Below are 24979 nucleotides of genomic sequence, written 5' to 3'. Positions count from 1 at the left end.
CCTGGCTGGTTGGCGGGGCGTGGGGCGGGGCACACCCCGCGCATCCATTGTGCAGCTGAACTAGAAAATGGCATAACTATTTAACGATTGGCCAAAAGATTGACGGGTCTGCGCGCCTATCGTGGACGCAGGGATACTCGCACCCGCACCGCCGCGCCGCCGAGTGTCGGTGGCTCGTGCAACACTCTCCACACGACACCATCCCGCTCAAAACGCATCATCAGACCGCATAACCACCCTTCGTCGTCAGGACCCTCATCATGGCTACCCCGCACCCCACCTCCTCCGAGACCGACCGCCCCGGCACGGAGGTCACCGGTGAGCAAACCGTCGCCCTCGTGGAGCGCTGGCTCACCGAGAGCGAACGGTACAAGCCGAGCACCTCGGCCTCGCTGCTCGCCGATACCCTGAAAGACCCGGCCGGACTGGCCTTCACGCTCGGCTTCGTGGACCGCGTGGTGCGCCCCGAAGATCTCGGCGTGGCCGCCCGCAACCTCAAGAAACTGGCTTCGGGTGCCCCCACCTTCCTGCCCGGCTACATGCGCCTGGCCATTGGCGCTGGCGGCGTGATGGCCCCGGCGCTGCCCGGCGTGGTGGTGCCGATCGCCCGCAGGGTACTGCGCGGGATGGTCAACCACCTCATTCTGGATGCGCGCGAGCACAAGCTGGGGGCCGGAATCACGCACCTCACCGCGAGTGGCAACCGCCTTAACATCAACCTGCTCGGCGAGGCCGTGCTGGGCGATGCGGAGGCCGACCGCCGACTCCAGGGCACGCATAACCTGCTCAGCCGGCCAGACGTGGACTACGTGTCGATCAAGGTGTCCTCGGTGGTCAACGAGTTGAGTCTGTGGGACTACAGCAACACGGTCACCAAAGTGGTCGAGCGACTCACCCCGCTCTACCAGCTCGCGGCCAACTCACCCACGCCCAAGTTCATCAACCTGGACATGGAGGAGTACCACGACCTCCACCTCACCATCGACGTGCTCAAAACCCTGCTGGATAAGCCCGAATTCCTCACGCTGGAGGCGGGTATCGTGCTCCAGGCCTACCTGCCGGATGCCCTCGCCGCCCTCCAGGACCTCACCGCCTGGTCGCAGGCCCGCCGTGACCGCGGCGGCGCACCCATCAAGGTACGCGTGGTCAAGGGGGCCAACCTGGCGATGGAAACCGTCGCCGCCACGGTACACGGCTGGCCGCTGGCTACCTACAGCACCAAGCAGGACTCCGACACCAACTACAAGCGCGTGCTCGACTGGGCCCTCCGCCCCGAAAACACGGATGCCGTGCGCATCGGTGTCGCCGGCCACAATCTCTTCGATATCGCCCACGCGCACCTGCTAGCCGGGGCCCGCGGCGTGACGAAGCAGATCGAGTTTGAGATGTTGCTGGGCATGGCCGAGGGCCAGGCGAAGGCCATCACGAAAGATGTTGGCGATCTGCTTCTCTACACACCGGTTGTGCACCCCGACAACTTCGACGCGGCAATCAGCTACCTGGTGCGCCGCCTGGAAGAGAACGCCAGCCCGCAGAACTTTATGTCGGCCGTGTTCGAGCTTTCAACCAACCGTGAGCTGTTCGAGCGCGAGAAGAACCGCTTCCTCGCCTCGCTCGCAGCCGTAGATGACGTGGTACCCGGCCCCAACCGCCAACAGTCTCGACTCACGGAGGCGGCGCCCCTGCCCGCCGCTCCGTTCGAGAACGCCGCCGACACCGACTCCTCGCTCACCGAGAATCGGGCGTGGGCTAGCCAGATCATCACCAACATCCCCGCCTCGCAGCTGGGTGTTGAGACCATCGCCGCCGCCCGAGTGAGCGATGCCGCCCGGGTGGAGGAGATGGTGACAACCGCCATCGCCGCCCAGAGCGCCTGGGCCACGGGCGGGGCCGCCGCCCGCGCCGCCATCCTGCGCCGCGCCGCGCAGGGCATGGAGGCTCGCCGCGGCGACCTGATCGAGATTGCCGCCGCCGAGACCGGAAAATCGGTCGAACAGGCGGACCCCGAGGTCTCCGAGGCCATCGACTTTGCCGCCTACTACGCCGAGCAGGCCGAACTGCTGGAGAGTGTCCAGGGGGCATCCTTTACCCCCGCTCGACTGACCGTGGTAACACCACCGTGGAACTTCCCCATCGCCATCCCCACCGGCTCGGTTGTCTCCGCGCTGGCCGCGGGCTCGACCGTGATTATGAAGCCCGCCTCGCTATCCAAGCGCTGCGGGGCCGTGATCGCCGAGATTCTGTGGGATGCTGGCGTCCCGCGCGATGTCCTCCTGCTGGCCAACATGGCCGAAAGCGTCCTGGGCAAGCAGCTGGTGTCACACCCGCTGGTCGAGCGCGTCATCCTCACGGGGGCCTACGAGACCGCCGAGCTCTTCCGCTCGTGGCGGGATGATCTGCCCCTACTGGCCGAGACGAGCGGTAAGAACTCGATTATCGTCACGCCGAGCGCCGATATCGACCTGGCCGTCGCCGATGTGGTCTACTCCGCGTTTGGCCACGCCGGCCAGAAATGCTCGGCGGCGAGCCTCGTCATCCTGGTGGGTTCGATGGGTAAATCCGAACGTTTCCTCAATCAGCTGATCGACTCGGCCTCGAGCCTGCGCGTGGACTACCCCACCAATGCAGCCGCACAGATGGGGCCGATTATCGAACCCGCCGCGGGCAAGCTTGAGTGGGCCCTCACCACGCTGGATACCGGCGAAACCTGGGCCGTGAAGCCCGAGAAACTCGATGACAGCAACCGTCTCTTCTCCCCCGGCATCCGCCTGGGGGTCACCGAGGGCAGCCGCTTTCACACCACCGAGTTTTTCGGCCCGGTGCTCGGCGTAATGAGCGTGCCCACGCTGGCCGACGCGATCCGCGTGCAGAACGGCACCGCCTACGGTCTCACCGCGGGGCTGCACTCCCTCGACCCCGAGGAGCTCGGCCAGTGGCTGAGCGGGGTTCAGGCCGGAAACCTGTACGTGAACCGCGGAATCACCGGGGCCATTGTGCGTCGGCAGCCGTTTGGCGGTTGGAAGCGTTCGGCCATCGGCGCGGGCAGCAAGGCCGGCGGCCCGAACTACCTGTACGGCCTGGGCTCCTGGCAGCCCACCGAGGTGGCGTCCGCACCACCCGTCAACCCGCTGCACTCGCGTGTGAACGCCGTGTTGGATGCCGCTGGGGCCCTCACCGGGGAGGACTCTGCCCTGCGCACCGCCGCCCTGCTCGACGAGGCCGCCTGGCGAGCCGAGTTTGGGGCCAGCACCGATGTGTCGGCGCTGGGCGTGGAGCGCAATGTGTTCCGTTACCTGCCGCTCGGCACGGGCATCCGCGTTCGTGAGGGTGCCAGCCAGGATGACGCCGTTCGGGTGATTCTGGCCGCCGTGCGCGCCGTGGTCGCCTCGCCCGCCACGACGACCGACCTGAGCTGCGGCATTCAGTTGCCCGACGCCATCGTGCGCGCCGCCCGCACCGCCGATATCACGGTACGCACCGAGAGTGATGCCGCCTGGCTGGGCGGCCTGGCCGAGACGCCGCTGCCGCGCATCCGCGTGGTCGCCGCCCCCGGCACACCCGCGGGCGACGCCCACACCGCCCTCGCCGGCCGCGTGGATGTGGCCCTCTACACGGACCCGGTCACGCTGGCCGGGCGAGTGGAGATCCTGCCCTTCCTGCGGGAGCAGTCCGTGACCATCACGGCGCACCGCTTCGGCAATCCGGACGCCTGGTCCGAGGGCGTTATCTAGACCTATCCGCCGCAGCAACCGCGAAGCGGGTCACGATGAGGTTCGTGGCCCGCTTTGCACCGTGCAGCTCCCCCACTATCCCCGCGGCCCGATCTCGACCCACTCCGCGTACTTGGCCACGCGTCCGTCACCCGACGAACGACCCGTCAATCGGCGCTTAATCCACGGCATCACGTGCTGGCGGTAATACGCGGCATTGTCGCGGAAGCCCGGGGCGCGCTCGGGGGCCGGGGCGGTGACGACCCAGCGTTGCGGGGCGGCGTAGCCCATGGCGTCCAGCACCCGCGCGGCCACGCGGTGGTGGCCCGTTGCGTTGAGGTGTAGACGGTCGGTGGACCAGTACTGCGCGCCTATGAGTTCTTCGTCGGACCAGTTGTCGGCGAATGGCACGCCGAGGTCGGCAGCCAGGTCGCGCACAATCGCGTTCAGCTGATCGCCCTTAGCCTGAATGGCCTCACGCAGGGGAAGGCCGCGTGTGGGGTTGGCTCCGCTCAGCACGATCAGCTGTGCGCCCGACTCGTGCACGCGGCGAAACACCTTCTCGGTGCGCGCGATGAGGGCGGGTAGATCGGCCCTGGGGCGCAGGATGTCGTTGCCCCCGCCGTTGAAGGTCACGAGGGTGGGGCCCAGGGCGAGTGCCGGCTCCAGCTGCTCGTCGATGATTGGCCCCAGCAGACGACCACGGATGGCCAGGTTGGCGTAGCGAATCGGCCCACCCTCAGCCTCCGCAAGCCCCTCGGCAACGAGGTCGGCCCAGCCGCGGACCCGACCGTCAGCCTGATCGTCGCCCACACCCTCGGTAAAGCTGTCACCTAGAGCGACATATCTCAACTCTGACATTCCCCCAGCATACGGCCGGATGCGCGCGGCCCGGGCCACACCCCGCATCCCACCCCGCTGTGGGTGACTTTTCTCTCCCAGACCGGGTAAAAAAGTCGGTCTGGGGGAGAAAAGTCACCCACGGTTCACAGCCGGTCCAACCTCGGAGTCGCACGCCTCAACCTTCAGCGACTCGCGGTAACGAAGCCGCAGATAGCGCGGGCGTAGCACATCTCGCCAGGCCCACCCCCATACGCTCAGGCGCGGATCGAGCTTCTCGCGCCGCCACAGCACACCCGCATAGACCGTGGATGCGACAAAGAAACCAACAAAAAATGCGTAGCCATCATAAGGTACGCCCGGCTCCCGAAGAAAAAAGAAATAGATCATAACAACAAGCAGAAGCCAGGCACTCAGAAATTCCGGCCACCGCAACCGGGGGACACGAGTTCCCGCCGTCAACACGCCAAGAAAGACACCAACAAACCCGGCTAATACCATTTTGATTCGCCCTTCATAACCCACATTTTCGCTTTTTCATAAAAATGTTTAATTGCCCCCCCCGGAACGATTTATCGACTAGATAACAAAAACACTAAAGCGCATCCTTGAAATATAATATTGAATTATCTTCACGCTATCAGAATCAATAAGAATCCGTGCAAATAAATTTCCAACCGAAATTTCGCTCCCGAAATATTATTCGCACTAAAAAAGTCCGAATACCCAATATGAGCCATTGGGATTGATGGCCTCTGGCGGTCTAGGCGGGGGCGGCGAGCGCCGCCGTCAGACCGGCATCAAGCGCACGAACCTGATCGCGGTACGGGGCCAGGGTGGCCTCGACTTCCCGGAGGTGACCGGCGGCGTCTTTGTCGGCCTCCGGCAGCGCGAGCTCCAGGCTCGTATCGATCACCCGCAGGTGGAGACGGTTGAGTACGGCGAGAAACCCGGCCGCCGCCCGGTTACCACCCCGCGTTCCGTAACTGACCAGAGCGGCCGGTTTATCCCGCCACTCGGCATACAGAAAATCGACGGCGTTCTTGAGCACCCCGGGATATCCCCCGTTATATTGCGGAAAGACAAAAACGACAGCGTCGAAGGAAAGAATCAACTCACTCCACGCACGAGTGTGGGCGTGAGCGTACTCGCCGAGGGCGGGCATCCGGGGCTCATCCAGAAACGGGAGGGCCACCTCCGCGAGGTCAACCAGCTCGTAGTGGAGGCTGCTGCCCTCCCGAAGGGCATCCCGCACCCAGACCGCAATCTCGGGGCCAATCCGGTTGGCCCTCGTGCTGCCGATAATGACCGCTACCCGTTGAGATATCACAGGGGCAGCCTAAACCGCGCAGACACGTTGAACCAGCGTCCCGTGCCGGAAATCCGGGGATCTCCTCTGCGCGGTACCCGCCGGGTACGCGTCAATCGGTCCAGCTTAAAACCGTATAATCGGCGGATGGGCTCGCGGGGTTGAGGCGACCCACGGCAACACCATCACCCACCGGTCGCCCCGCGGCCGTTCCGCTAGGAGCATCCCACATGACTACCCTGCCCAACGCAGCCACCCCCTTCCAAGTTGATCTCCGTGGGGTCGTCGATCTACTCAGCCGACACATCTACTCCAGCCCCCGCGTGTTCCTGCGCGAGTTGATCCAGAACGGTCGGGATGCCGTGGCCGCCCGCCACGCCGACAACCTGGCCGCCCCGGATGGGCTACTCCAAATCATCCCCCTCGACGCCAACGAGGCCACCACCCCCACATTTGTCTTCCGCGACAACGGCATCGGCCTCACCCGCGCGGAGGCCACCGAGCTGCTCGCCACCGTGGGCCGCTCCTCCAAACGCGACATGCTCAATATGCGCCGCGACGACTACCTCGGCCAGTTTGGTATCGGCCTGCTCAGTTGCTTCATGGTGTCCGACACCATCACGGTGCGCAGCCGCTCTGCCCGCGGGGACGCCCCCATCGAATGGCAGGGGCACACGGATGGCACGTTTACCATCCGCGAACTGGACGAGCGCGAGGCCCGCGATCTGGAGATCGGCACCGAGGTGCGGCTCAGCCCGCGCCCCGACGACAGCACCCTGCTGATGTCCTCAACTGTCACCCGCCTGGCGGAAAGCTACGGGCGCTACCTGCCGCTGCCCATCCAGGTGGCGGAGGTGGTCTCGGAGACGGCCCACGGCATCCGCTGGACCGACATTAACGCCGAACCGCTCTTCAGCAAACCCTTCGACCAGCCCAGCGAAGAGCTGATGGCGTTCGGGGAGAAGATACTGGGCCGACGGCCCTTCGACGCGATTGAGATCGTGGTACCCGGCACCGGCACCCGCGGCACCGCATTTGTACTGCCCTACTCGCCCCGCCCCGGCGGACGCCAGGCGCACCAGGCCTACCTGGGCGGGATGCTGCTGAGCGAGAGCATCGACGATCTGCTCCCCGAGTGGGCCTTCTTTGTGCGCTGCGTGATCGACACGACAGGGCTGCAACCCACCGCATCCCGGGAACAGTTTGTCGCCAGCGGAGCCCTGGAACAGACCAGCGAGGAGATCGGGGCGGCCGTGCGTCGCTGGATCATCCTGATGGCGGCGACGAGGCCACACCGCCTTCAGGAGTTCATCCAGATTCACGAGCTGGGCCTCAAGGCGCTGGCCGTGTACGACGATGAGCTTGCGGAGTCTGTGGTCAACTGGCTGCGCATCGAAACCTCCGTGGGTACCATGACCCTCGCCGACTACCGCGACCAGTACGGAGTACTGCGCTACACCTCCACGGTGGACGAGTTTCGCCAGCTCGCCCCCATCGCCTCAGCCGACGCCCCGATCACCAACGGCGGCTACGTGTACGACAACGACCTCTTCGAGCGCCTGCCGCTCCTGAACGATGGGATGCCCACCGAGCGGGTGACGGTGGCCGACGAGCTGGACAGCCTCGACATCCCACCGCTCGCTGACCGCGACCGGGTGGTCTCGCTGGAGGACCGCGCCTCCGCGGTACTCGCCGGGGTGGACTGCCGGGTGTCGGTGCGCTCCTTCAACCCGCACGACATCCCAGCGCTATACGTGGCCGACCCGGCCGTGCTCAAGCGCATGGAGCGCACCAAGGCCGCGACGGTGGCACCGGGCCTGTGGTCACAGGTGGTGAAGAATGTGGACAGCTTCCTCACCGCCACCCAGGGCGAGGAAGCAGCGGCGACGGCCCAGGCCCAGCTCTGCCTCAACTGGGGCAGTGAACTCGTGCGCACACTCGCCGGGCTGAACGACCCGGTGGTCTTTGACCGCAGCATCCAGCTGCTCTACGTGCAGGCGCTGCTCGCCGGACACCGCCCGCTGAGCACCGCGGATCGTGGGATGCTGGGGCAGGCCATGACCGACCTCATCCAGCTCTCGGTGGGGCTGGACTAGGGCCGCGCACCCACAGCGTACGCCCATCACAACGGTGTTAAGCTCGTCGCTATAGGTCGCACCCAGACCTCCTCGCACACCGGGCTGACAAGCGACACCACCACCCCAACACCCGAGGACCCCCATGTCTGACACCCCCCGCGCCGATATTCTGGAACAGATTGACAACCTTCCCTACGGACCGGAGCTACGCAATCTCATCGACGAGGCCATCCGCCAGGCCGAGGAGAGCGGTGACAACGATCTGGCGTACGCCGCCCGGATGCGACTCAGTAACCTGGCCTTCAATATGGGAGACCATGACACCCTCCTGAGTTCATTTGCCTGGTGCCTGGGGATGCACGACAGCGACCCCCTCCGATACCCCTACGAGACGGACGGGGGCGATCTGCTCTGGCAGTTCAAGTGGATCTCCGAGGCACTCGGAGTCAACCCGCTGTTTCCTCTCGAAAAGATCACCGAGATCCACGGCGATATGGAGCGCCGTTACCGGGAGGCGGGTCTCTCGCAGAGCGGCGTGCTACAGGCCAAGCTGGGCGTCGCGGTACCGATGGGCTATCTGGATGAGGCGCGCCGCCTCCGCGCGGAGCGCGACCTGATCGAGCGTGACGACTACAGCCACTGCGAGGCCTGCGTTCGCAGAGAGGATGCGGGTTTCTACCGGGTGTTCGGCGACGAGACCGAGGCCGTCCGTCTCTACGACGAGATCTTCGCCAACAACTTCAGCTGTGGCGATGAGCCGGAGCGCAGCGAGGCCGAGGTGCTACTGCCCTACCTGCGCGCCGGCCGCCTGGACGATGCCCGCACCGCCCACCTGCGCAGCTACCGGGCCTCACGCAGCAAACTCGACGGCATCACCATCATTGCCGACCACCTCGTGTTCTGCGCCGTCACCGGAAACGAGGCCCGCGGGCTCGCGATGCTGGAGCGTCACATCGGTCGGGTGGTCGGCGACCCGCTCAACTTCCTCGACCACTTCATCACCTTCACCGCCATGGCGGTGCTGCTGGATGCCGTCACCCGCGCGGGCCACGGCCACCAGCCCGTCCGTGGTGCCGACGCCCCCCGACTCCACGGGTACCTTGGTGAGCGCGACACCTCCTGGACGGCCGCGGAGCTCGCGGCAGCCTGCTGGGTCGCCGCCGAGAGCCTCGCCGAGAAATTCAACACCCGCAACGGCAACACCCACTTCAGCACCCGCCTCGCCGAGGCGCGGGCGCTTGCCACCGAACACTACGAGGTGCGCATCCAGAGCGAAAGCTTCCGGGCACCCGAGCCGGTGCGAGCCACCCCGCAGTCGGCCGCGGAGTGGCTCAGTCTCGCCCATGCGGCCCTGTTCTCGGAAGACCGTGAGGCCACACAGGCCGCGGTCTCGGCCGGACTGGCCCTCGCGGAGACCCCCACCGACGGTGGAACCGACCCGGCACGCATCGCCACCGCGCTCACCCATGCCGAACTGTGGGGAACCCAGTCACTGCTGTATACCCGCCGCGCGGAGCACGCTCTCGCCGCCGAAGCGCAGCGCAGCGCCAACGCCGTCCTGCGGGCTGCGGGCTTCACCGAGTACGCAGATTTCCGAGATGCCGTTCTTAACGAGAACCCCGTCGGTGAGGAAGCCCCCGACGACGCCGACACCCGCCTGGCCACCCTGCGCGAGCGGGTGACCGGGGCCCGGGCCGGGGGCAATACACAGATTCTCATCCGGGCCCTTCTCGATGTGTCGGGCAGCCCTCAGAGCGCTGCCGAAGCGGCTGCCCTCGCCGTCGAAGCGGAGACGCTCAGCGCCGAAGCGGTGGCCCTCGCCGCACGCGATGATTCGCTGCATCTGCTGGGCGTTGCGCGCCTCCATCACGCGGAGGCCCTGCTCGCACTCGACCGGATTGATGACGCCATCCACGAGTTCGACGCCATCCTCGCCGAACCCACGAAGAGCACCTTCATTCAGCTGTCGGCACTGTTCCGCCGCAGTCAGACGGCGACAGCCCAGAACGACAGCGCCACGGCCATTGCCCGGGCCGAGGACCTCCTCAACGCGCTGGTCACGTATGACGTGCGCGGCGGTATCATCCAGGTCGCCGACTACTCGGCCAATCTGCTGGGCAACGCGGGGCGCACGGAGGAGGCCGTGCAGCGGATACTCTACGCGCTCACCCAGGCCGAACGGGCCGAAAGCCCCCGTGTGCTGGAACTGCGCAGCGCCCTGGGTCGCCACCTTCTGTATGCCGGTCACCCAATGGAGGCGCTGGAACAGCTGGACGCCGTGTACCGCGTGCTGGATGCCGATGAGACGGCGGCTCCATTCGACATTGCAAGCACCCTGTACTGGATGGGGAGCGCGGCGTACAACTCCGAAGAGTACGGCCTCGGCTACTGGGCCTGGAACCGCGCCCTGGGGCTGCTCGCCGAGGAGGCCAACGGAGCCGCCCTCCTTCACGAGGTGGGCACCTCGCTCACCACGCTACTCCTGCGTTTCCGGGATGAGGCGGCCGTGGAGGTGGCGGAGATCACCCTCGCCTCGGCCCGAACCACGGAACACCCCGAGTTCATCGGAGCCGCACTGCACAAGCTGGGCGTCGCCCAGACCCAGTGCGCTCGGGCGGAGGAGGCCCTCGACACCCTCGCCGAGGCGCACCGAATCGTGGAGCAGTTGGGAGCGGAGGCCTGGGCCGCCGACATCCTCGACGACACGGCCCGCGCCCTCGGGGCGCTCGGCCGCCTGGAGGAGGCCGTGAGCATGGCCCTCCGGGCCGCCGACGCCTTCACTCAGGTCGAGCTGCTTCCGCAGGCCGGGGCCGCGGAGTACTACGCCGCGACCCGCATCGCCGATACCGACCCCGAGGCCGCCATCGGCCTCTTCCGCTCGGCCTGTTCCCGGTTTGAGGAGGGCTCCTCCAACTGGGCCGCCATGGCAGTCCGGCTCGCAGACACCCTCGAAAGCGTGGGTCGGCATGGTGAGGCCGCCGAGGTGCGCGCCGGGATCACCCCGACGGGTGACGAGCCGACCACCGGGGAGTAGGGCATCATGGCCGCCGTGGATCGCCAACTCGACCGTGCCCGCACCCGCGCAGGGCGGTAGGCCGGGCCTCGGGTATTCCTCATCCCGTTCACGGTACTGTGGACCCCGACGGGAAGGGAGGACCCACTCACCATGACTGACGAACCCACATACGACGTCATCCAACAGATCGACGGGATGCCCTACGGGCCCGAGGAACGCGCGCTCCTCGCCGAGGCCATCCGCCTCGCCGACGAAACCCGCGACACCCAGCTAGGCTACGCCGCGCGGATGCGGCTCACCCAATCCGCCCACATGACGGGCGACACCGACGCCATGTTCAGCTCGTTCGGCTGGTGCGTTGGGATGCACGACAGCGACCCCGTGCGCTTCCCCCTCGACACCCCCGGCGGAAACCTCCTCTTCCAGTACAAGTGGATGGTCGGCCGCCTCACCACCAACCCCATGTTCAGCCTCGACCAGATGGACGCCATGCATGTGGACATGGCCAGTCGCTACCTGGAATACGGGGCCACCCAGAGCGGCGTGCTCCAGTCGCGTTTCACCACCGCGGTGTTGACCGGTCGGTACGACGAAGCCGAGGAACTGCGCGAGGCGCGAAACGCCGTCCCCGAGGACGAGTTCAGTCACTGCGCCGCCTGTGTGCGCAGCGAAGATGCCTGGTACTTCCAGCAGATCGGGGATGAACCGCGAGCGCTCAGCGTCTATGACGACATCATCGAGAACCACCTCAGCTGCGGGGCGGAGCCCGAAACGGCCGAGGCCGAGGCTCTTCTCCCCCTGCTGCGGGCTGGCCGCTTCGCCGACGCCCGCGCTGCCCACCTGCACAGCTATCGAGTTGCCCGCCGTCAGCCCAACTCGTTTAACCTCATCGGCCATCACCTCATCTTCTGCGCCGTCACGGGCAACGAGGCCCGTGGCCTCGCCCTCCTGGAGCGTCACATCGGGATGATCGCCAACGACCCGCTCAACCAGGCGGCGCACTTCAGCGCCATGCTCGCGGTGGGCGTGATTCTGGATGCCGTGGCCGCGGCAGGCTACGGCCATCAGCCCGTCCGCGGTGCCGACACCGCCGAACTTGCGGGTATCTACGGTGGCCACTCCCAGCCGTGGACGGTCAATACGCTCTCGATGGCCGCGTGGAACACGGCGGAGCGGCTGGCCGCATCCTTCAACGCCCGCAACGGCAACGCGCACTTCACCCAGCGGGTGCGCGCCGCGCGGGCCCTCGCCGATGAGCATCACGATGTGCCCATCGCCACGGACACTTTCCGCGACCCGGAGCCCACGGTTGAGGAGCCCACCACCGCCGATGAGTGGTGCGAGCGGGCCATCGTCTTCCTCATGTCCGGCGATGCGGCGGCCGCGAAGGAGGCCGTGGAGACCGGGCTGCGCCTCCCCATCGACAACCGGCGGGCCTCCCTGCTCGGTTTGGCCGTTCGCGTCAACCAGTCGCTGGGCCGGGAGGAGGCTGCCGAGGAGTCGTTCCAGCAGCGTCTCGCCGAGCTGCGCGCCACGGGCCGAGCCGACACGGCCGCCCTGGAGGAGCGGCTCGGGATGCTGCTCTACGACGACAACAATCCCGCCCGCTTCCGAGTCCTCCGCGACGAGTTGGAACGCAGCCGCGACGGCGGGGACCCCGACGATGTGGTGGTGGAGTTGCTCCTCACGACCGCCGAGGCTGCACTCGGCGATGCTGAGGGCACCACCGCTGAGGCCGTCACCTGGGTGGAGGAGCTCGTGAGCGAGGCCGTCACCCGCACCACCGTGTCCGACCCGCACGATATCCAGCCCTCAGCCCGCCTCCTGCACTCCCACACGCTGCTCGCGCTCGGCCGCCTCGAGGAGGCCATCGCCGAGCTAGATGTCCTGGTCACGGCCGATAACCGCCCCCGCGTGCGCATCCCGGCTATGGTCATTCGCGCCCAGATCGCCGGGGCCTCCAACGACTACCCCACCGGTATTGCCCTGGCCGAAGAGCTTGTCGCGCTCCAGGCCCGTCTGGGCAACCGCACCGGCACCGTGGCCGCGAGCCTGCTCTCGGCGGTGCTCCTGAGCGACCACAACCGCGACGAGGAGGCCGCCCACCGGATGCGCTACGCCATCGCCCAGGCGGAACTCGCCGAGTTGCCCAACATCCCGGAGTTCACGGCACAGCTGGGCCGTTACCTGCACTACGCGGGCCACTCCGCCGAGGGACTCGAAAAACTCGATGAGGCCTACACGCAGCTGCGAGCGGCGGATGCCGAACTCACGGTTCTCGCCGACATCCTGTACGTTATGGGCGAAGCGGCCCGCGTCATTGACGAGAACGCCATGGCCTACGGTGCGTGGCAGCAGGCCGTCCGTTACGCCACCGAGGCGGGCGACAATGTGCTACTCATGCGGGCCAGCCTCGCCCTCGGCACCCTGCTGGTGAACCAGGGCGATAAGGATTCTGTGGGGGCGCTCCGGCAGGCCACCGCGGCAGCCCGTGCCCTCGACAACCCCCAGGCCACCATTCTCGCCCTGCAACGGCTGGGCAACGCGCAGGCCTTCTTCGGAGAGGAGGCGGGCCTCGCCACCATCGAGGAGGCCATCGCCCTGGCCGGCGATCAAGGCTCACCGTGGCTGATCGCGGACCTCACCGATAGCCTCGCCCGCGGCTATCAGGCCCTGGGCCGGATCGACGAGGCTGTGAGTGCTGCCCTGCGTGCGGCCGACGGGTATGCGGAGTCGCAGGATGACGCCTCCGCCGCTCTCGCCGAGCTTTTTGTGGCCCGCGCGCTGGCGGAGCGTGAGCACCGTGAGGAGGCGGTGCCCCTGTACCAGTCGGCACGCGAACGGCTGCCGATCGCGTCTCCCCACTGGAACATCATGTCGCTCGAACTCGGCGATATTCTGGCGGACCTGGGCCGTCACGAGGAGGCCGCTGCGGTCCGTTCCGCCGTCGATTCACCACCGGCCGACCTGCCCGCCGACTAACCGTCGGTATCCCCGGACGCTGAAAAGGCCCTAGGTGGGGGGGAACCTAAGGCCTTTTCATTGTGTGGGTCGATGCGGGCTTAGCCCTGGCTATCGACCCATTCCCGGAGCGAGCTCGCCACGAACTGAAAGAACGGCGGAACTAACGCGCCGAGTTCGCTGGAGTAAACGCTGAGGTCGTCGCTCAGGGAAACCAAAAATCCGTGGGTGCCGTTATCCCCCACCAACACGTAGCCGGGGCACTGCCCGGCGATGCCGTGGAGGGCGTTCTTCTCGGCAATCACACCGAGACCGTACACATGGACACCCGTCGCCAGGTGCAGCCCCTCGATGTTGGCCACGAGCAACTCCAGAACCGACTTGGGTAGGGAGGGCAGGGACAACGTGACGGGCGCTGAACTGGCGGAGGGACCGTGCGCATCGCCATCCATAACGGCTGCTGATGCGTGCGGTGGGTTAGTCATGGGCACACCTTATATCGGTGCTGGCGGGGGGCCGCGAACCCGGTCGCCGGTAACGGCACCCCCCGGGTACCCGAGATAGAACACAAAACCGATCACACAGCACGAACACTGGCTGCTCTCCCGCGGCGCTGTCACCACCACGCCCCCCAAAAAACCTTGATAATCCGCATTTTTTGACCGCATCGAGGGAGCCACCATCGGGGTGACCGAGCGCGCACACGGTCGGCAGACCGGCCACCCCCTCCCCATTGTCAGGCAAGTTTACGCCCATGATAAACCCGAAGAGACGGCGTTAAATCATCCCGCACCTCACCTTTGGCCCGACGAGTAGACAACCCCCGGGAGGCTGAGCCATCATCCCGTCAGTCAGGCCATTCCGGCCGCGCTGCACAGATGCGGCAGACCGCGCACGCATCATGCCGGGTACCCGTCGAGGGATACCTCGTTACAGGCGACGCAGGCGCTCTGAGGCGTAGCGGCGGATGCGCTTGGTGCGCCCGCGCGAGGCGATGACGGCCAGGACATCCCAACTCATCTCGGTCTCGGCGATGCGCTGCTGCAACCAATTGGACCAGTTATCAACCGACATTTTGACGTCGCTGACATTTTTCTGACCCGCGTTGAGGGAGTCGAGTACGCCGATTTCCCACTCACGAGTGCGCACGGAGTCTTTCTGCGAGTCGTCAACGGCCTCCACCCAGCGACCGCGGTCTTGCGGAGGCACCGTCTCCAGCACCTCAACCACGACGGCGGAGGCCAGGGCCGGGTCGGGCTCGGACTTCACACACGAGTAGAGCAGATCCACATGCGCACGGGACTCGATCACGCGGCGGTACGCGTCCCACCGGGCATCCTCGTTGGCCAGGGCGGAACTGTCAACACCGACAGTACGGGCCAGCTCCGCCAGGGCATCCACCGAGTACTGAACGGGGAGCGGCTCGGGGGCGGGGTCTGCCACGCGCGTACGTGCACGCTTACTCATGGCCGCCGCAGCAGCGGCCACGGGGCGCGCGATGCGGAATTCGTCGAGCAGCGTGAAGAACTCGTCAAACGCTCGACTGGGGTCGCGGTGGTAATAGGCGATCTTGGCCTCAAAGCCGCTCGTGTCGTGCCACGAATACTTGTTTTGCACAAACGTGTCAAAGTGCGTGAATTCCTCCTCCTCGGGAGTATTCACCCCCATCTGAGCGCGCGCGTAGCGGTAGCCGTCAAGCCAGACCCGGAGGTCATGCAGGGAGCGATTCCCGAGGTATGCCTCCGGGCGACGACGAATGGAGCCAAGGAGCTCATAGAAAGAGCTTGGCTTTTCTGAGTTCGTCATAGTCGGTCACCAGAGAGTGGCATGTTGGCTAGCATAGATGACCCCGCCTGAAAGCTTCCCGGAACGACAGCGGGGGTCGGGGAAATCCTCAGGGACACAGTGCAAAGCGAACTCAGGGGCCCACCAAACTATCACCTTTGTGATCACCCGCCCCGGCGTAGCGGGGTGAAATATTTGGGTGGTCCCTCAACCGTCCACACCGCGGGACGCACTCAGGGTTTACTCCTCCATCGTGAAATAGACTCTGGGTGCAACATTCGGCGCTTTTATGGAGGAGCTATGCGGATTCGGTGGAGCACACTGGTGGGGGCGTCGCTCCTCACCGCGGCCCTGACCCTCTCCGGGGTCGGCCCGGCCCTGGCCGCCAACCCCCTTGACCTCGGGTCGGAGCACGTGACCGATACCGTCAATGCGCTCGGTGACCAGACCTCCGCCGTCAACCAGACCCTCACCGACCTGGCCGACACCCGCAACATTGACCTCTTCGTGGTGTTTGTTGATCGCTTCTCCGGCCCGAGTGCAGCCGAGGAGTGGGCCAACGAGACGGCAGAGCGCAACGGCCTGGGCCCGCGCGACTACCTCCTCGCCATCGCTACCGAGGGTCGCACCTATTACCTGTCAGCCGATTCTGCCGGGCCGGTGAGCTACGACCAGATCGGCACCATCGAGTCCACCGTCATTGAGCCGCAACTCACCGCCGGCAACTGGGCCGGTGCCGCCACCGCGGCCGCCTCGGCGCTGGGGGATGCCGTGTCAGGCACCGGCTCAACGAGCGGCACCGATGCACGCACAACCGACTCAAACGACACCGGAACAACCGCAACCGATCCCGCCGCCGGGGCGGTATCCAGCGCAGTAGTTGGCGGTTTGTCCTTTTTCCTCCTCCTCATTGTTGTGGGCGGCATTATCGCTCTCGTGGTGATCCGCCGCACTCGCGCCCGCGCCCGGGGAGACATCGAATCGCGCATCGAGTCGCTGCAACAGCAGGGCGGTGCCGCCCTCGTGCAGACCGATGACGCGATCAAACGCAGCGAGCAGGAACTCGACTTTGCCCTCGCCTCCTACGGTGCGGAGGCCACGGCCCCCTTCACGCGAGCCCTCAACGACGCCCGTGCCGCGCTCATGACGGCGTTTGGCCTTCGGCAGAAACTGGATGACCACATCCCGGATACCGACCAGGAGCGTGAGGCCTGGAACCGCCAGATTCTCGACCTGTGCACCCAGGCCAATGCCGCCCTCAATGCCCAGGTAGAGTCGTTCAACCGGATGCGCCAGCTGGAGCAGAACGCGCCGCAGGCCATTGCCGCCGCCGAGGCGAGCGCGCAGGCCACGCGCACCCGGCTCGGGGCGGCCCGCAGCACAATCGACATCCTGAAGACCCAGCTCACCGAGGATGCCGTTGCCCCTATCGCCGACAACGCCGTGCAGGCCGAGGAACGCCTCAACCTCGCCGACGGCCTGATCGCCAACGGCCGCGAACAGATCGCGAATGGCACCAACGCCCAGGCCGTCGTGGCCGTACGCACCGCCGAGGATGCCATTGCCCAGGCCAATCTGCTGGTCGAGGCGGTTGATCGATTTTCGCGCGACCTTCAGCAGGCCTCTGGCAGCATCGAGAGTATGCTCGCGCGCCTCCAGGCGGATGTGGCGAGCGCCCGCCAGATGCCGGCCGCCAACGACTCGGCCACCTCGGGAACCGTGTGGGGGGCCATCGAGAGCGCTGAACGCACCTTGACCGGTGTGCGCACCCGCATGAGCAACCCTCCCGTCAACCCGTTCCAGGTGGTCCACGAACTGACGGCGGCGCAACAGAACATCAATATGACCCTGCACAACGCGATCAACACGCAGGCGGCTGTGCAGCGCCAGCGCGACATGCTCGACCGCGAAATGATGAACGCGGGCGCACAGATTTCGGCGGCGTCTGACTACATTGCCGCCCGGCGCGGGGCGGTCGGGGCGAAAGCCCGCACCCTCCTCACCGAGGCAAGCCGCGAGTTGGAGAAGGCCGACGAGATGGCCCAGTACAACATGGCGCAGGCCCTCACGAGTGCCCAGCGCGCCTCACAGCTGGGCGATAAGGCCGCGCGCACGGCACGTCAAGACGTCAACCAGTACGAGCCTCCCGTTGTTGATATGCGGATGTCCAACAACCGCTATACCAGTTCCACCGATATCGCAGGGGCCTTCCTCGGCGGCCTCGTCGGCGGGCTCGTCGGCGACCTGCTGGGCTCCGACGACGATAACGACCGCGGCGACAATCGACACCGCCAGTCGAGCGGTTGGGGTGGGTACACCCCGGGCCCGTCGCGCCCCTCAGCATCCCGGCCCTCCTCCGGCGGCGGGGGACGATCACGATCCGGGGGCGGCGGCAGTCGCTCTCGCCCCGGGGGTGGCGGGGGTCGCTCTCGCCCCGGCGGCGGACGATTCTAAAAGAACCAACGAAAGGGAACCATCACTCATGGCAAAACAGTCAATTTTTGGCCGCATCGCACAGCTCACAAAGGCAAACATCAACGCCCTGATCGACTCCGCGGAAGATCCGCAGAAGATGCTCGACCAGATGGTGCGCGACTACACCAACAGCATCGCCGAGGCCGAGAGCGCGGTCGCCGAGACCATCGGCAACCTACGCTTTTTGGAAGATGACCACCGCGAGGATGTTGACGCAGCTCGCACCTGGGGGTCCAAGGCTCTCGCCGCGAGCCGCAAAGCCGACGAGTACCGCGCAGCCGGTAACGCCGCCGACGCCGACAAGTTCGACAACCTCGCCCGCGTCGCGCTCCAGCGCCAGGTACAGTCCGAGAACGAGGCGCGCGTAACAGAGCCACAGATCGCGTCCCAGACGCAGGTGGTTGAGCAGCTCAAGAACGGCCTCAGCGGCATGAAGCAGAAGCTCACCGAGCTCCAGTCCAAGCGCAACGAACTCCTCTCCCGCGCGAAGATGGCGCAGGCCCAGGGCAAGGTTGTGGATGCGCTCAAGAGCATCAACCTGCTGGACCCCACGAGCGAAATCAACCGCTTCGAGCAGAAGATCCGCCACGAGGAAGCCCGCGTGCGCGGAGCCCAGGAACTACAAGCCTCCAGCCTGGACGCTCAGTTCGAGAGCCTGGAGGACATCGGCGAACTCACCGAGGTCGAGGCCCGTCTGGCCGCCCTCAAGAGCGGCACAACACCACAGTCGCTCGAACAGTAAAGACCCACACGGAAGACGGGCCGGGCCGACCTGGACGTGACTGGTAGTTGGGTGGGATGCTGCGACATCCCACCCACTGCGTCCGAGGTCTTCCCCCCGGCACCCCCGATGATTAGGCTGGGTCCATGCCGATGTGGCAGCTGAGGGGGTTCACATGACAGTCACTTTTGACGATCAGCTCGGGCCGATCGACTATCTCATCATCGAGTTTCCCGGTGGGCGGGTCACCGCCGCCGGGTTTGCACAGCTTCTTGAGCTGGTTGACGGGGGCAGTATCCGCGTACTCGACCTGGAATTTGTTGCGGCGACTGCCGACGGTGGGGCGCGTATTATCGGACTGGACGAGTTGGGACCGGTGGAGGGCTTCGATATGACCGTGTTTGACGGAGCCTCCTCGGGGCTGGCCGATACAACCGACCTGGCCGAGATCGGCCGGGCGCTGCGGCCGGGAAGCATCGCGGCAATTCTGGTGTACGAAGAGTTGACGATGCTGCCCGTGATTGCCGCGTGGGAACGGGCCGATGCACGAGTGCTGGGCGAGGGCGTCATTCCGGTGGCCGATATGCTGGCCGCGCTCGACACCGAGCCGAATACGGTGGCTCCCGATTCTCACGGGAGGAGCTGACCATGAGTCTCTTTCGCACAGCGGCACGGGTGGCCGTCGCCAGTTCCGTTCACGGCCGGGTTCAGGAGCGCCAGCGGCAACGGTGGGGGGCGCAGAGCGCGGCCCCGGATACCCTCGGGCAACCGGTTCCGCCGGCCACCCCTCCTGCTGCCCTCGATGCATCGCTCGCACAGTTGAAGCAGTTGGGCGAGTTGCGCGATGCCGGTATCCTCAGCCAGGCGGAGTTTGAGACCAAGAAGGCACTGATTCTCGGGCCCTCGGCGTAATGCGGTTTAGGCGGCGGTGCCGTCGCGCGCGGCTTCAAGCTCGGCAATAACGATCTTGGTCATCCCCATGAGCGCGCCCGTGGCTCGGCCGGCCTTCTCCGGGTCGGGGTCGGAGAGGATCTCCCCCAATTGCGCCGGAATAACCTGCCACGACAGACCAAACTTGTCGTCGAGCCACCCACACTGGCCGGGGGTTCCACCGTCGCCAGAGAGGGCATTCCAGTAGTGGTCAATCTCGGCCTGGTCCCGGGCGGAGATCGCAAACGAAACCGCGGGGCTGAACTGGAAGTGTGGTCCGCCGTTGAGCGCCTGAAACAGCACGCCATTGAGCTCAAACTGCACCACCATCACGGTGCCGACCGGGTAGGGGGCACCCTCCGAGTAGTAGGAGGTGGACAGGATGCGCGAATTGGGGAAGATGGAAACATAAAACTGTGCGGCGTCCTCGGCCTGGGTATCAAACCAGAGAAACGGGCTGATCGGCTGCATGGTGAACTCCCTCGTTGTACCTCGCGGTTGGTTGTGCGAGTCATTTTACGCCCGACCTGGGTTTTTGTACCGACTATTTCGCGTTCGTGGCCGCGGTTGTGAAGGAGAACGCCCCGCGGCTCTCCTCCACAACCCGGCCCGGGCAGAATATTTCCACAACCGCGTTGGCCCGGCCCCGAACATCCGCAGAACCTGACAGAATTCTTCTCGTGACTTCTCTTCCGCTTCCCTCCATTGACCAGCAGATCGCCACCGAGTTGGGTGTGCGCGGCGACCAGGTCCGCGCGGCCATTGAGCTCCTGGATGGCGGGGCCACCGTGCCTTTCATCGCCCGATACCGCAAGGAGGTCACGGGCACGCTCGACGACACCCAACTGCGCACACTGGAGGAGCGGCTGCGCTACCTGCGCGAACTGGCCGAGCGCCGAGTCACTATCCTGGAGGCCATCCGGGAGCAGGGCAAACTCACGCCGGAGGTGGAGGCACAGATCACCGCGGCCGACTCGAAGGCGCGATTGGAAGACATCTACCTGCCCTACAAGGTAAAGCGCCGCACCAAGGCACAGATCGCGCGCGAGGCCGGGCTAGAGCCGCTCGCACACTCGCTACGTACCGACCCCTCCCAGGTGCCCGAGCGGGCCGCCACCGCCTTTATCAATGCGGAAAAGGGCATTGAGGATGCCGCAGCCGCGCTCGACGGTGCCCGCTCCATCCTTACCGAACTTTTCGCCGAGGATGCCGACCTGATTGGCCGCCTGCGCGAACGCCTGTGGAACACGGGCCGCCTGGTCTCCGTGGTGCGCGACGGCCAGGCCGTGAAGGGGGCCAAATACGCCGACTACTTCGACTTCTCAGAACCGTTACCCCAACTGCCGTCGCACCGCATCCTGGCGCTGTTCCGCGGGGCCAAGGAGGATGTGCTCACCCTCACGATAGACCCCATGCCCGAGGTTCTCGACGATACCCCGACTGATCGTTCTGCACTCACCCCCTACGAGATGGCCATCGCCACCCAGTTCGGGATCAGCGATCAGGGTCGCCCGGCCGACGGGTGGCTACTGCTCGCGGTGCGCACATCGTGGCGCGGCCGCATTATGGTGCGGCTGGAGCTCGATCTGCGTACCCGGCTACGCGAGCGCGCCGAGGAGGATGCCATCACGGTGTTTGCCGCCAACCTGCGTGACCTGCTCCTCGCGGCCCCCGCCGGTCAGCGCGCCACCCTCGGCCTCGATCCCGGCCTGCGCACCGGCACCAAGGTCGCCGTCGTGGATGCCACCGGCAAGGTTGTCGCCACCGACACCATCTACCCGCACCAGCCCCACAACAAGTGGCAGGATGCACTCGTCACGCTTGATCGGCTCATCACCGAGCACAACGTGGAGCTGATTGCGATTGGCAACGGCACCGCGTCCCGCGAGACGGACAAGCTCGCCGCCGAGCTCGTGAAGCTGCGGCCCGAGCGGAAGGTGACCAAGGTTGTGGTCTCCGAGGCGGGGGCCTCCGTATACTCAGCATCCGCCTTCGCCTCGCAGGAACTGCCCGAGCTGGATGTGTCGATCCGCGGTGCCGTATCCATTGCACGGCGCCTGCAAGATCCGCTCGCCGAGCTCGTGAAGATCGACCCCAAGTCAATCGGTGTCGGCCAGTACCAGCACGACCTCCCCGACTTCACGCTGTCCCGCTCGCTTGATGCCGTGGTGGAGGACTGCGTGAACGGCGTGGGGGTTGACCTGAACACGGCATCTGCCCCCCTTCTGCGGCGCGTATCGGGCATCGGGCCCGGGCTGGCCGAGAGCATCGTGGAGTATCGGGACGCTCACGGACCGTTTACGTCGCGCAAAGCGCTGGCTCAGGTGCCCCGGCTGGGGCCGAAGGCGTTCCAGCAGTGCGCGGGCTTCCTGCGTGTGCGCGGCGGGGACAACCCCCTCGATGCCTCGGGGGTGCACCCGGAGGCATACTCGCTCGTGGGCCGCATCGTGGAGGTCTCGGGGGCCGAGGTATCAACCCTTCTGGGCAACGGCTCGGCGCTGCGCGGCATCCGGGCGGCCGATTTCGTGGACGGCACCTTTGGCCTACCCACGGTCACAGATGTTCTCCACGAGTTAGAAAAACCGGGTCGGGACCCCCGCCCCAGCTTCGCCACCGCAACCTTCGCCGAGGGTGTCGAAAAGATCGGCGACCTGGTTCCCGGGATGATCCTGGAGGGAACCGTCACCAATGTAGCCGCGTTTGGTGCCTTTGTGGATATCGGCGTGCACCAGGACGGCCTCGTGCATGTCTCGGCCCTGAGCGACAGGTTCGTGAAGGACCCCCGAGAGGTGGTCAAACCGGGCGACATCGTGCGCGCCAAGGTTATGGAGGTGGATGTCGAGCGTAAACGCATCTCGCTGAGCCTCCGGCTGAGCGACGAACTGCCTGCACGTAGCGGCGGGCGCGATACGTCGGGCAGTGCCGGGAACAGCGGCGGGCGCGGGCGGGCGGACAGCGGGCGCGGCGGCGCTGGCGGGCGTGATGGCCAGGCGCGCGGTGCACGCGAGGGCCGCGGCGCTCCGGCTCCCCGCGGCGGCACGTCTGATCGCGGAGCAAAACCCCCGGTCAACAGTGCAATGGCAGACGCGCTGCGGCGAGCAGGGCTCGTGGCGGATGATCGCTAGCGGTGGCAGCGCTACGGGTGAGAAAACCTCACAAGACCGGCAAATTTTCGTCGATATGTGAGGTTTTCTCACCCGTAGTAGCTTTGCCGGGGCACGAGCACCCTACGCCCCCGCGAAGAATGCGCCCGCTGCCGCACCCAGCGCCACGAGGTCGTCCACCTGCGCCAACTCGCGAGCCGAGTGCATCGAGAGCAGCGGCACGCCAACATCCACCGTCCTGATGCCCAGCCGGGTTGCCGTCAGGGGGCCGATGGTGGAGCCGCACGGCACCGTGTTGTTCGACACAAACTCCTGGTAGGGAACGCCAGCGGCGGCGCAGGCGCGCGACCAGAGGGCCGCGCCGTGGGCATCCGTGGCATAGCGCTGGTTAGCGTTGATCTTAAGCAGTGGGCCACCACCGGCAACGGGACGGTTGGCGGGATCATGCTTCTCGGGGTAGTTGGGATGCACCGCGTGACCCGCATCAGCCGAGAGACACCAGGACGCGGCGAGCGCCCGCTGCCGGTCCCCCTCCGAGGCACCCAACCCCGCGGCCAGCCGCCCCAGGACGTCGGCCAGGAACGGCCCGCTCGCGCCCGAGCGCGTCTCGGAGCCCAGCTCCTCGTGATCAAACGCGGCGAGCACGCTGATATGCCCGGCATCCTCGGAGGCACCCAGTAGCCCGCGCAGCCCGGCAAACACCGAGGTCAGGTTATCCATCCGCCCGGCCGCACACAGGTCATGGTTCAGGCCAAACCGCGCGAGCGGGGCGGTATCGGCCGTGAGGATGTCGTACCCGGCAACATCCCACGCCGCAACGCCCGCGAGCTGCGCAAGGTGGCCCAGCAGGTCGGCTTGCGTGGCATCACCAACGGCATAGACGGGCGCGGTGTGCCGCTGACGGTCGAGGGTCAGGCCACTATTTGCCTCCCGGTCCAGGTGAATCGCCAGTTGCGGGATGCGCATGAACGGCCCCGTGCGCACCAAATGCTCGGTTCCGCTGCGGGTCACGAGCCGTCCGGCGAGTTCAAGCTCGCGGTCGAGCCACGAGTTGAGCAGCGGGCCACCATACACCTCAACCCCCGCCTGAATCCAGCCGTGCGCACCAATCGTGGGCTTGGGCTTGAGCTTAAAGCCGGGCGAGTCGGTGTGCGCACCGAGCATCCGAAACGGGGTCAGCCCGGTGGATGCCGCCGGCTGGCTCCACGCAATAATCGCGCCATCCCGAATCACGTAGTGCCTGCCCGCCGTCGTGTCCCAGGCGTCGGTCTCACTCAGCGGCTCGAAGCCCGCCGCGCGCAGCAGTCGGGCGGTCTCGGCGGCCGCGTGGTAGGAGGAGGGGCTGGCCGCGATGAAGGCGGCGAGCGCGTCAACGTACTCGGTGGTGTGCTCGGCGGTGATTGACATGGGTCCATCCAATCATGTGCGGGCGGGCTCGGGTCCGCGCAACCCGGCTGGTACCCTGGCCGGTAGGCTCCGTCGCACCCGCAGCATCCCCGGCAGAATCGAGCACGATATGACCACGCCCTCCACCGCGTCACCCGGCACCTCCGAGGCCCCGACCACGCCCGCTCGCTCGCCCCGCTCGGGCGCGTTGGGCGCCTTCGTGATGGTGTCGGGCGTTCTGCTGGCCGCGTGGATGACCGCGGGCCGGGCGCTTTTTGGGGCCGGCGGCGATATGGTGGCCTGGTTTGCGTTCTCGCTGGGGCCCGTGATGGCAACGCTTCTGGTGGTGACCGGGTGGTGCATCCGGGTAACGGCGCGGCGCGGGTTCCGCACCCGGCGGTCCACGGTCGTCTCCCTCTCGATCACCGGGGCGCTGGGGCTACTCTTTGGGCTGACCGTGCCCGACACGACGGACGAGGGGCTCGCCTCTCTTCTGAGCGTCTGGAGCGGGCCCGACTCGCTTGAGATGTCCATCGGGCTGTGCAACCCACTGGGCACCATCACGGTGGCACTCGCGGTCTTTTCGCTCGTGTTTGCGGTGGGCGATTCACGCGGGCCCAAACCCATTATCGAGGAAGACTAGGCCGCTCTGCCGGGGCTGAAA

General features: G+C 66.3%; 17 protein-coding genes. 10 read left to right on the top strand and 7 right to left on the bottom strand.

Annotation, left to right across the window (positions count from 1 at the left end; translation table 11 throughout):
• Positions 1-260: 260 nt before the first annotated feature.
• Positions 261-3731 carry a bifunctional proline dehydrogenase/L-glutamate gamma-semialdehyde dehydrogenase gene (locus tag FB466_RS05920; protein WP_141916625.1) on the top strand — a complete coding sequence of 1157 codons (3471 nt, stop codon included), beginning with the start codon at positions 261-263 and terminating at the stop codon, positions 3729-3731.
• A gap of 75 nt (positions 3732-3806) precedes the next feature.
• Here FB466_RS05920 and FB466_RS05915 read toward each other — a convergent pair whose 3' ends face one another.
• From FB466_RS05915 to FB466_RS05905, 3 genes are all read right to left on the bottom strand, one after another.
• On the bottom strand, positions 3807-4571 hold the full coding sequence (locus FB466_RS05915; protein ID WP_141916623.1) for an SGNH/GDSL hydrolase family protein: 765 nt from the start codon (positions 4569-4571) through the stop codon (positions 3807-3809).
• 114 nt (positions 4572-4685) lie between these two features.
• Complete coding sequence (locus tag FB466_RS05910; RefSeq protein ID WP_141916622.1) at positions 4686-4940, bottom strand: hypothetical protein; 255 nt, start codon at positions 4938-4940, stop codon at positions 4686-4688.
• A 373-nt stretch (positions 4941-5313) separates the two neighbouring features.
• Positions 5314-5880 (bottom strand): NADPH-dependent FMN reductase, encoded by a 567-nt coding sequence (locus tag FB466_RS05905; protein ID WP_141916620.1) that lies wholly within the window; start codon positions 5878-5880, stop codon positions 5314-5316.
• 209 nt (positions 5881-6089) lie between these two features.
• Between FB466_RS05905 and FB466_RS05900 the strand changes: the two genes are divergently transcribed.
• From FB466_RS05900 to FB466_RS05890, 3 genes are all read left to right on the top strand, one after another.
• Positions 6090-7955 (top strand): HSP90 family protein, encoded by a 1866-nt coding sequence (locus FB466_RS05900; protein WP_141916618.1) that lies wholly within the window; start codon positions 6090-6092, stop codon positions 7953-7955.
• Positions 7956-8079: 124 nt separating this feature from the next.
• Positions 8080-10971: a tetratricopeptide repeat protein gene (locus tag FB466_RS05895; RefSeq protein ID WP_141916616.1), complete on the top strand. Its 2892-nt coding sequence runs from the start codon at positions 8080-8082 to the stop codon at positions 10969-10971.
• Between the two features lie 132 nt (positions 10972-11103).
• A complete protein-coding gene (locus tag FB466_RS05890; RefSeq protein WP_141916614.1) occupies positions 11104-13935 on the top strand; it encodes a hypothetical protein in 2832 nt (943 codons plus the stop codon).
• An 80-nt stretch (positions 13936-14015) separates the two neighbouring features.
• Here the strand turns inward: FB466_RS05890 and FB466_RS05885 are convergent, their stop codons facing one another.
• Positions 14016-14399: a hypothetical protein gene (locus tag FB466_RS05885; protein WP_211344762.1), complete on the bottom strand. Its 384-nt coding sequence runs from the start codon at positions 14397-14399 to the stop codon at positions 14016-14018.
• A 445-nt stretch (positions 14400-14844) separates the two neighbouring features.
• On the bottom strand, positions 14845-15720 hold the full coding sequence (locus FB466_RS05880) for a hypothetical protein (protein WP_141916613.1): 876 nt from the start codon (positions 15718-15720) through the stop codon (positions 14845-14847).
• Between the two features lie 279 nt (positions 15721-15999).
• On the opposite strand from FB466_RS05880, the gene FB466_RS05875 reads away from it, so the two are divergent.
• From FB466_RS05875 to FB466_RS05860, 4 genes are all read left to right on the top strand, one after another.
• Positions 16000-18153, top strand: a complete 2154-nt coding sequence (locus FB466_RS05875; RefSeq protein WP_141916611.1) for a TPM domain-containing protein — start codon at positions 16000-16002, stop codon at positions 18151-18153.
• A 28-nt stretch (positions 18154-18181) separates the two neighbouring features.
• Positions 18182-18916 (top strand): PspA/IM30 family protein, encoded by a 735-nt coding sequence (locus FB466_RS05870; RefSeq protein WP_141916609.1) that lies wholly within the window; start codon positions 18182-18184, stop codon positions 18914-18916.
• A 154-nt stretch (positions 18917-19070) separates the two neighbouring features.
• Complete coding sequence (locus FB466_RS05865; RefSeq protein ID WP_141916607.1) at positions 19071-19541, top strand: DUF6325 family protein; 471 nt, start codon at positions 19071-19073, stop codon at positions 19539-19541.
• Positions 19542-19543: 2 nt separating this feature from the next.
• Positions 19544-19807: an SHOCT domain-containing protein gene (locus FB466_RS05860; protein ID WP_141916605.1), complete on the top strand. Its 264-nt coding sequence runs from the start codon at positions 19544-19546 to the stop codon at positions 19805-19807.
• 6 nt (positions 19808-19813) lie between these two features.
• Here the strand turns inward: FB466_RS05860 and FB466_RS05855 are convergent, their stop codons facing one another.
• On the bottom strand, positions 19814-20296 hold the full coding sequence (locus tag FB466_RS05855) for a VOC family protein (RefSeq protein WP_141916603.1): 483 nt from the start codon (positions 20294-20296) through the stop codon (positions 19814-19816).
• Positions 20297-20505: 209 nt separating this feature from the next.
• Between FB466_RS05855 and FB466_RS05850 the strand changes: the two genes are divergently transcribed.
• Positions 20506-22950, top strand: a complete 2445-nt coding sequence (locus FB466_RS05850) for a Tex family protein (RefSeq protein ID WP_211344761.1) — start codon at positions 20506-20508, stop codon at positions 22948-22950.
• A gap of 102 nt (positions 22951-23052) precedes the next feature.
• On the opposite strand, the gene FB466_RS05845 is transcribed toward FB466_RS05850, so the two are convergent.
• Positions 23053-24336, bottom strand: a complete 1284-nt coding sequence (locus FB466_RS05845; protein ID WP_141916602.1) for a M18 family aminopeptidase — start codon at positions 24334-24336, stop codon at positions 23053-23055.
• On the opposite strand from FB466_RS05845, the gene FB466_RS05840 reads away from it, so the two are divergent.
• The gene (locus tag FB466_RS05840; protein WP_246054534.1) at positions 24335-24958 is read left to right on the top strand and encodes a hypothetical protein; all 624 of its coding nucleotides are present in this window, start codon (positions 24335-24337) and stop codon (positions 24956-24958) included. The genes FB466_RS05845 and FB466_RS05840 overlap by 2 nt on opposite strands.
• Positions 24959-24979: the final 21 nt, after the last annotated feature.

Origin of the sequence: Klugiella xanthotipulae (assembly GCF_006716695.1) — a bacterium.
Classification (GTDB): Bacteria; Actinomycetota; Actinomycetes; order Actinomycetales; family Microbacteriaceae; genus Klugiella; species Klugiella xanthotipulae.
Note: the sequence above shows the minus strand (reverse complement) of the source record. Positions and strands in the feature narration are given on the sequence as shown.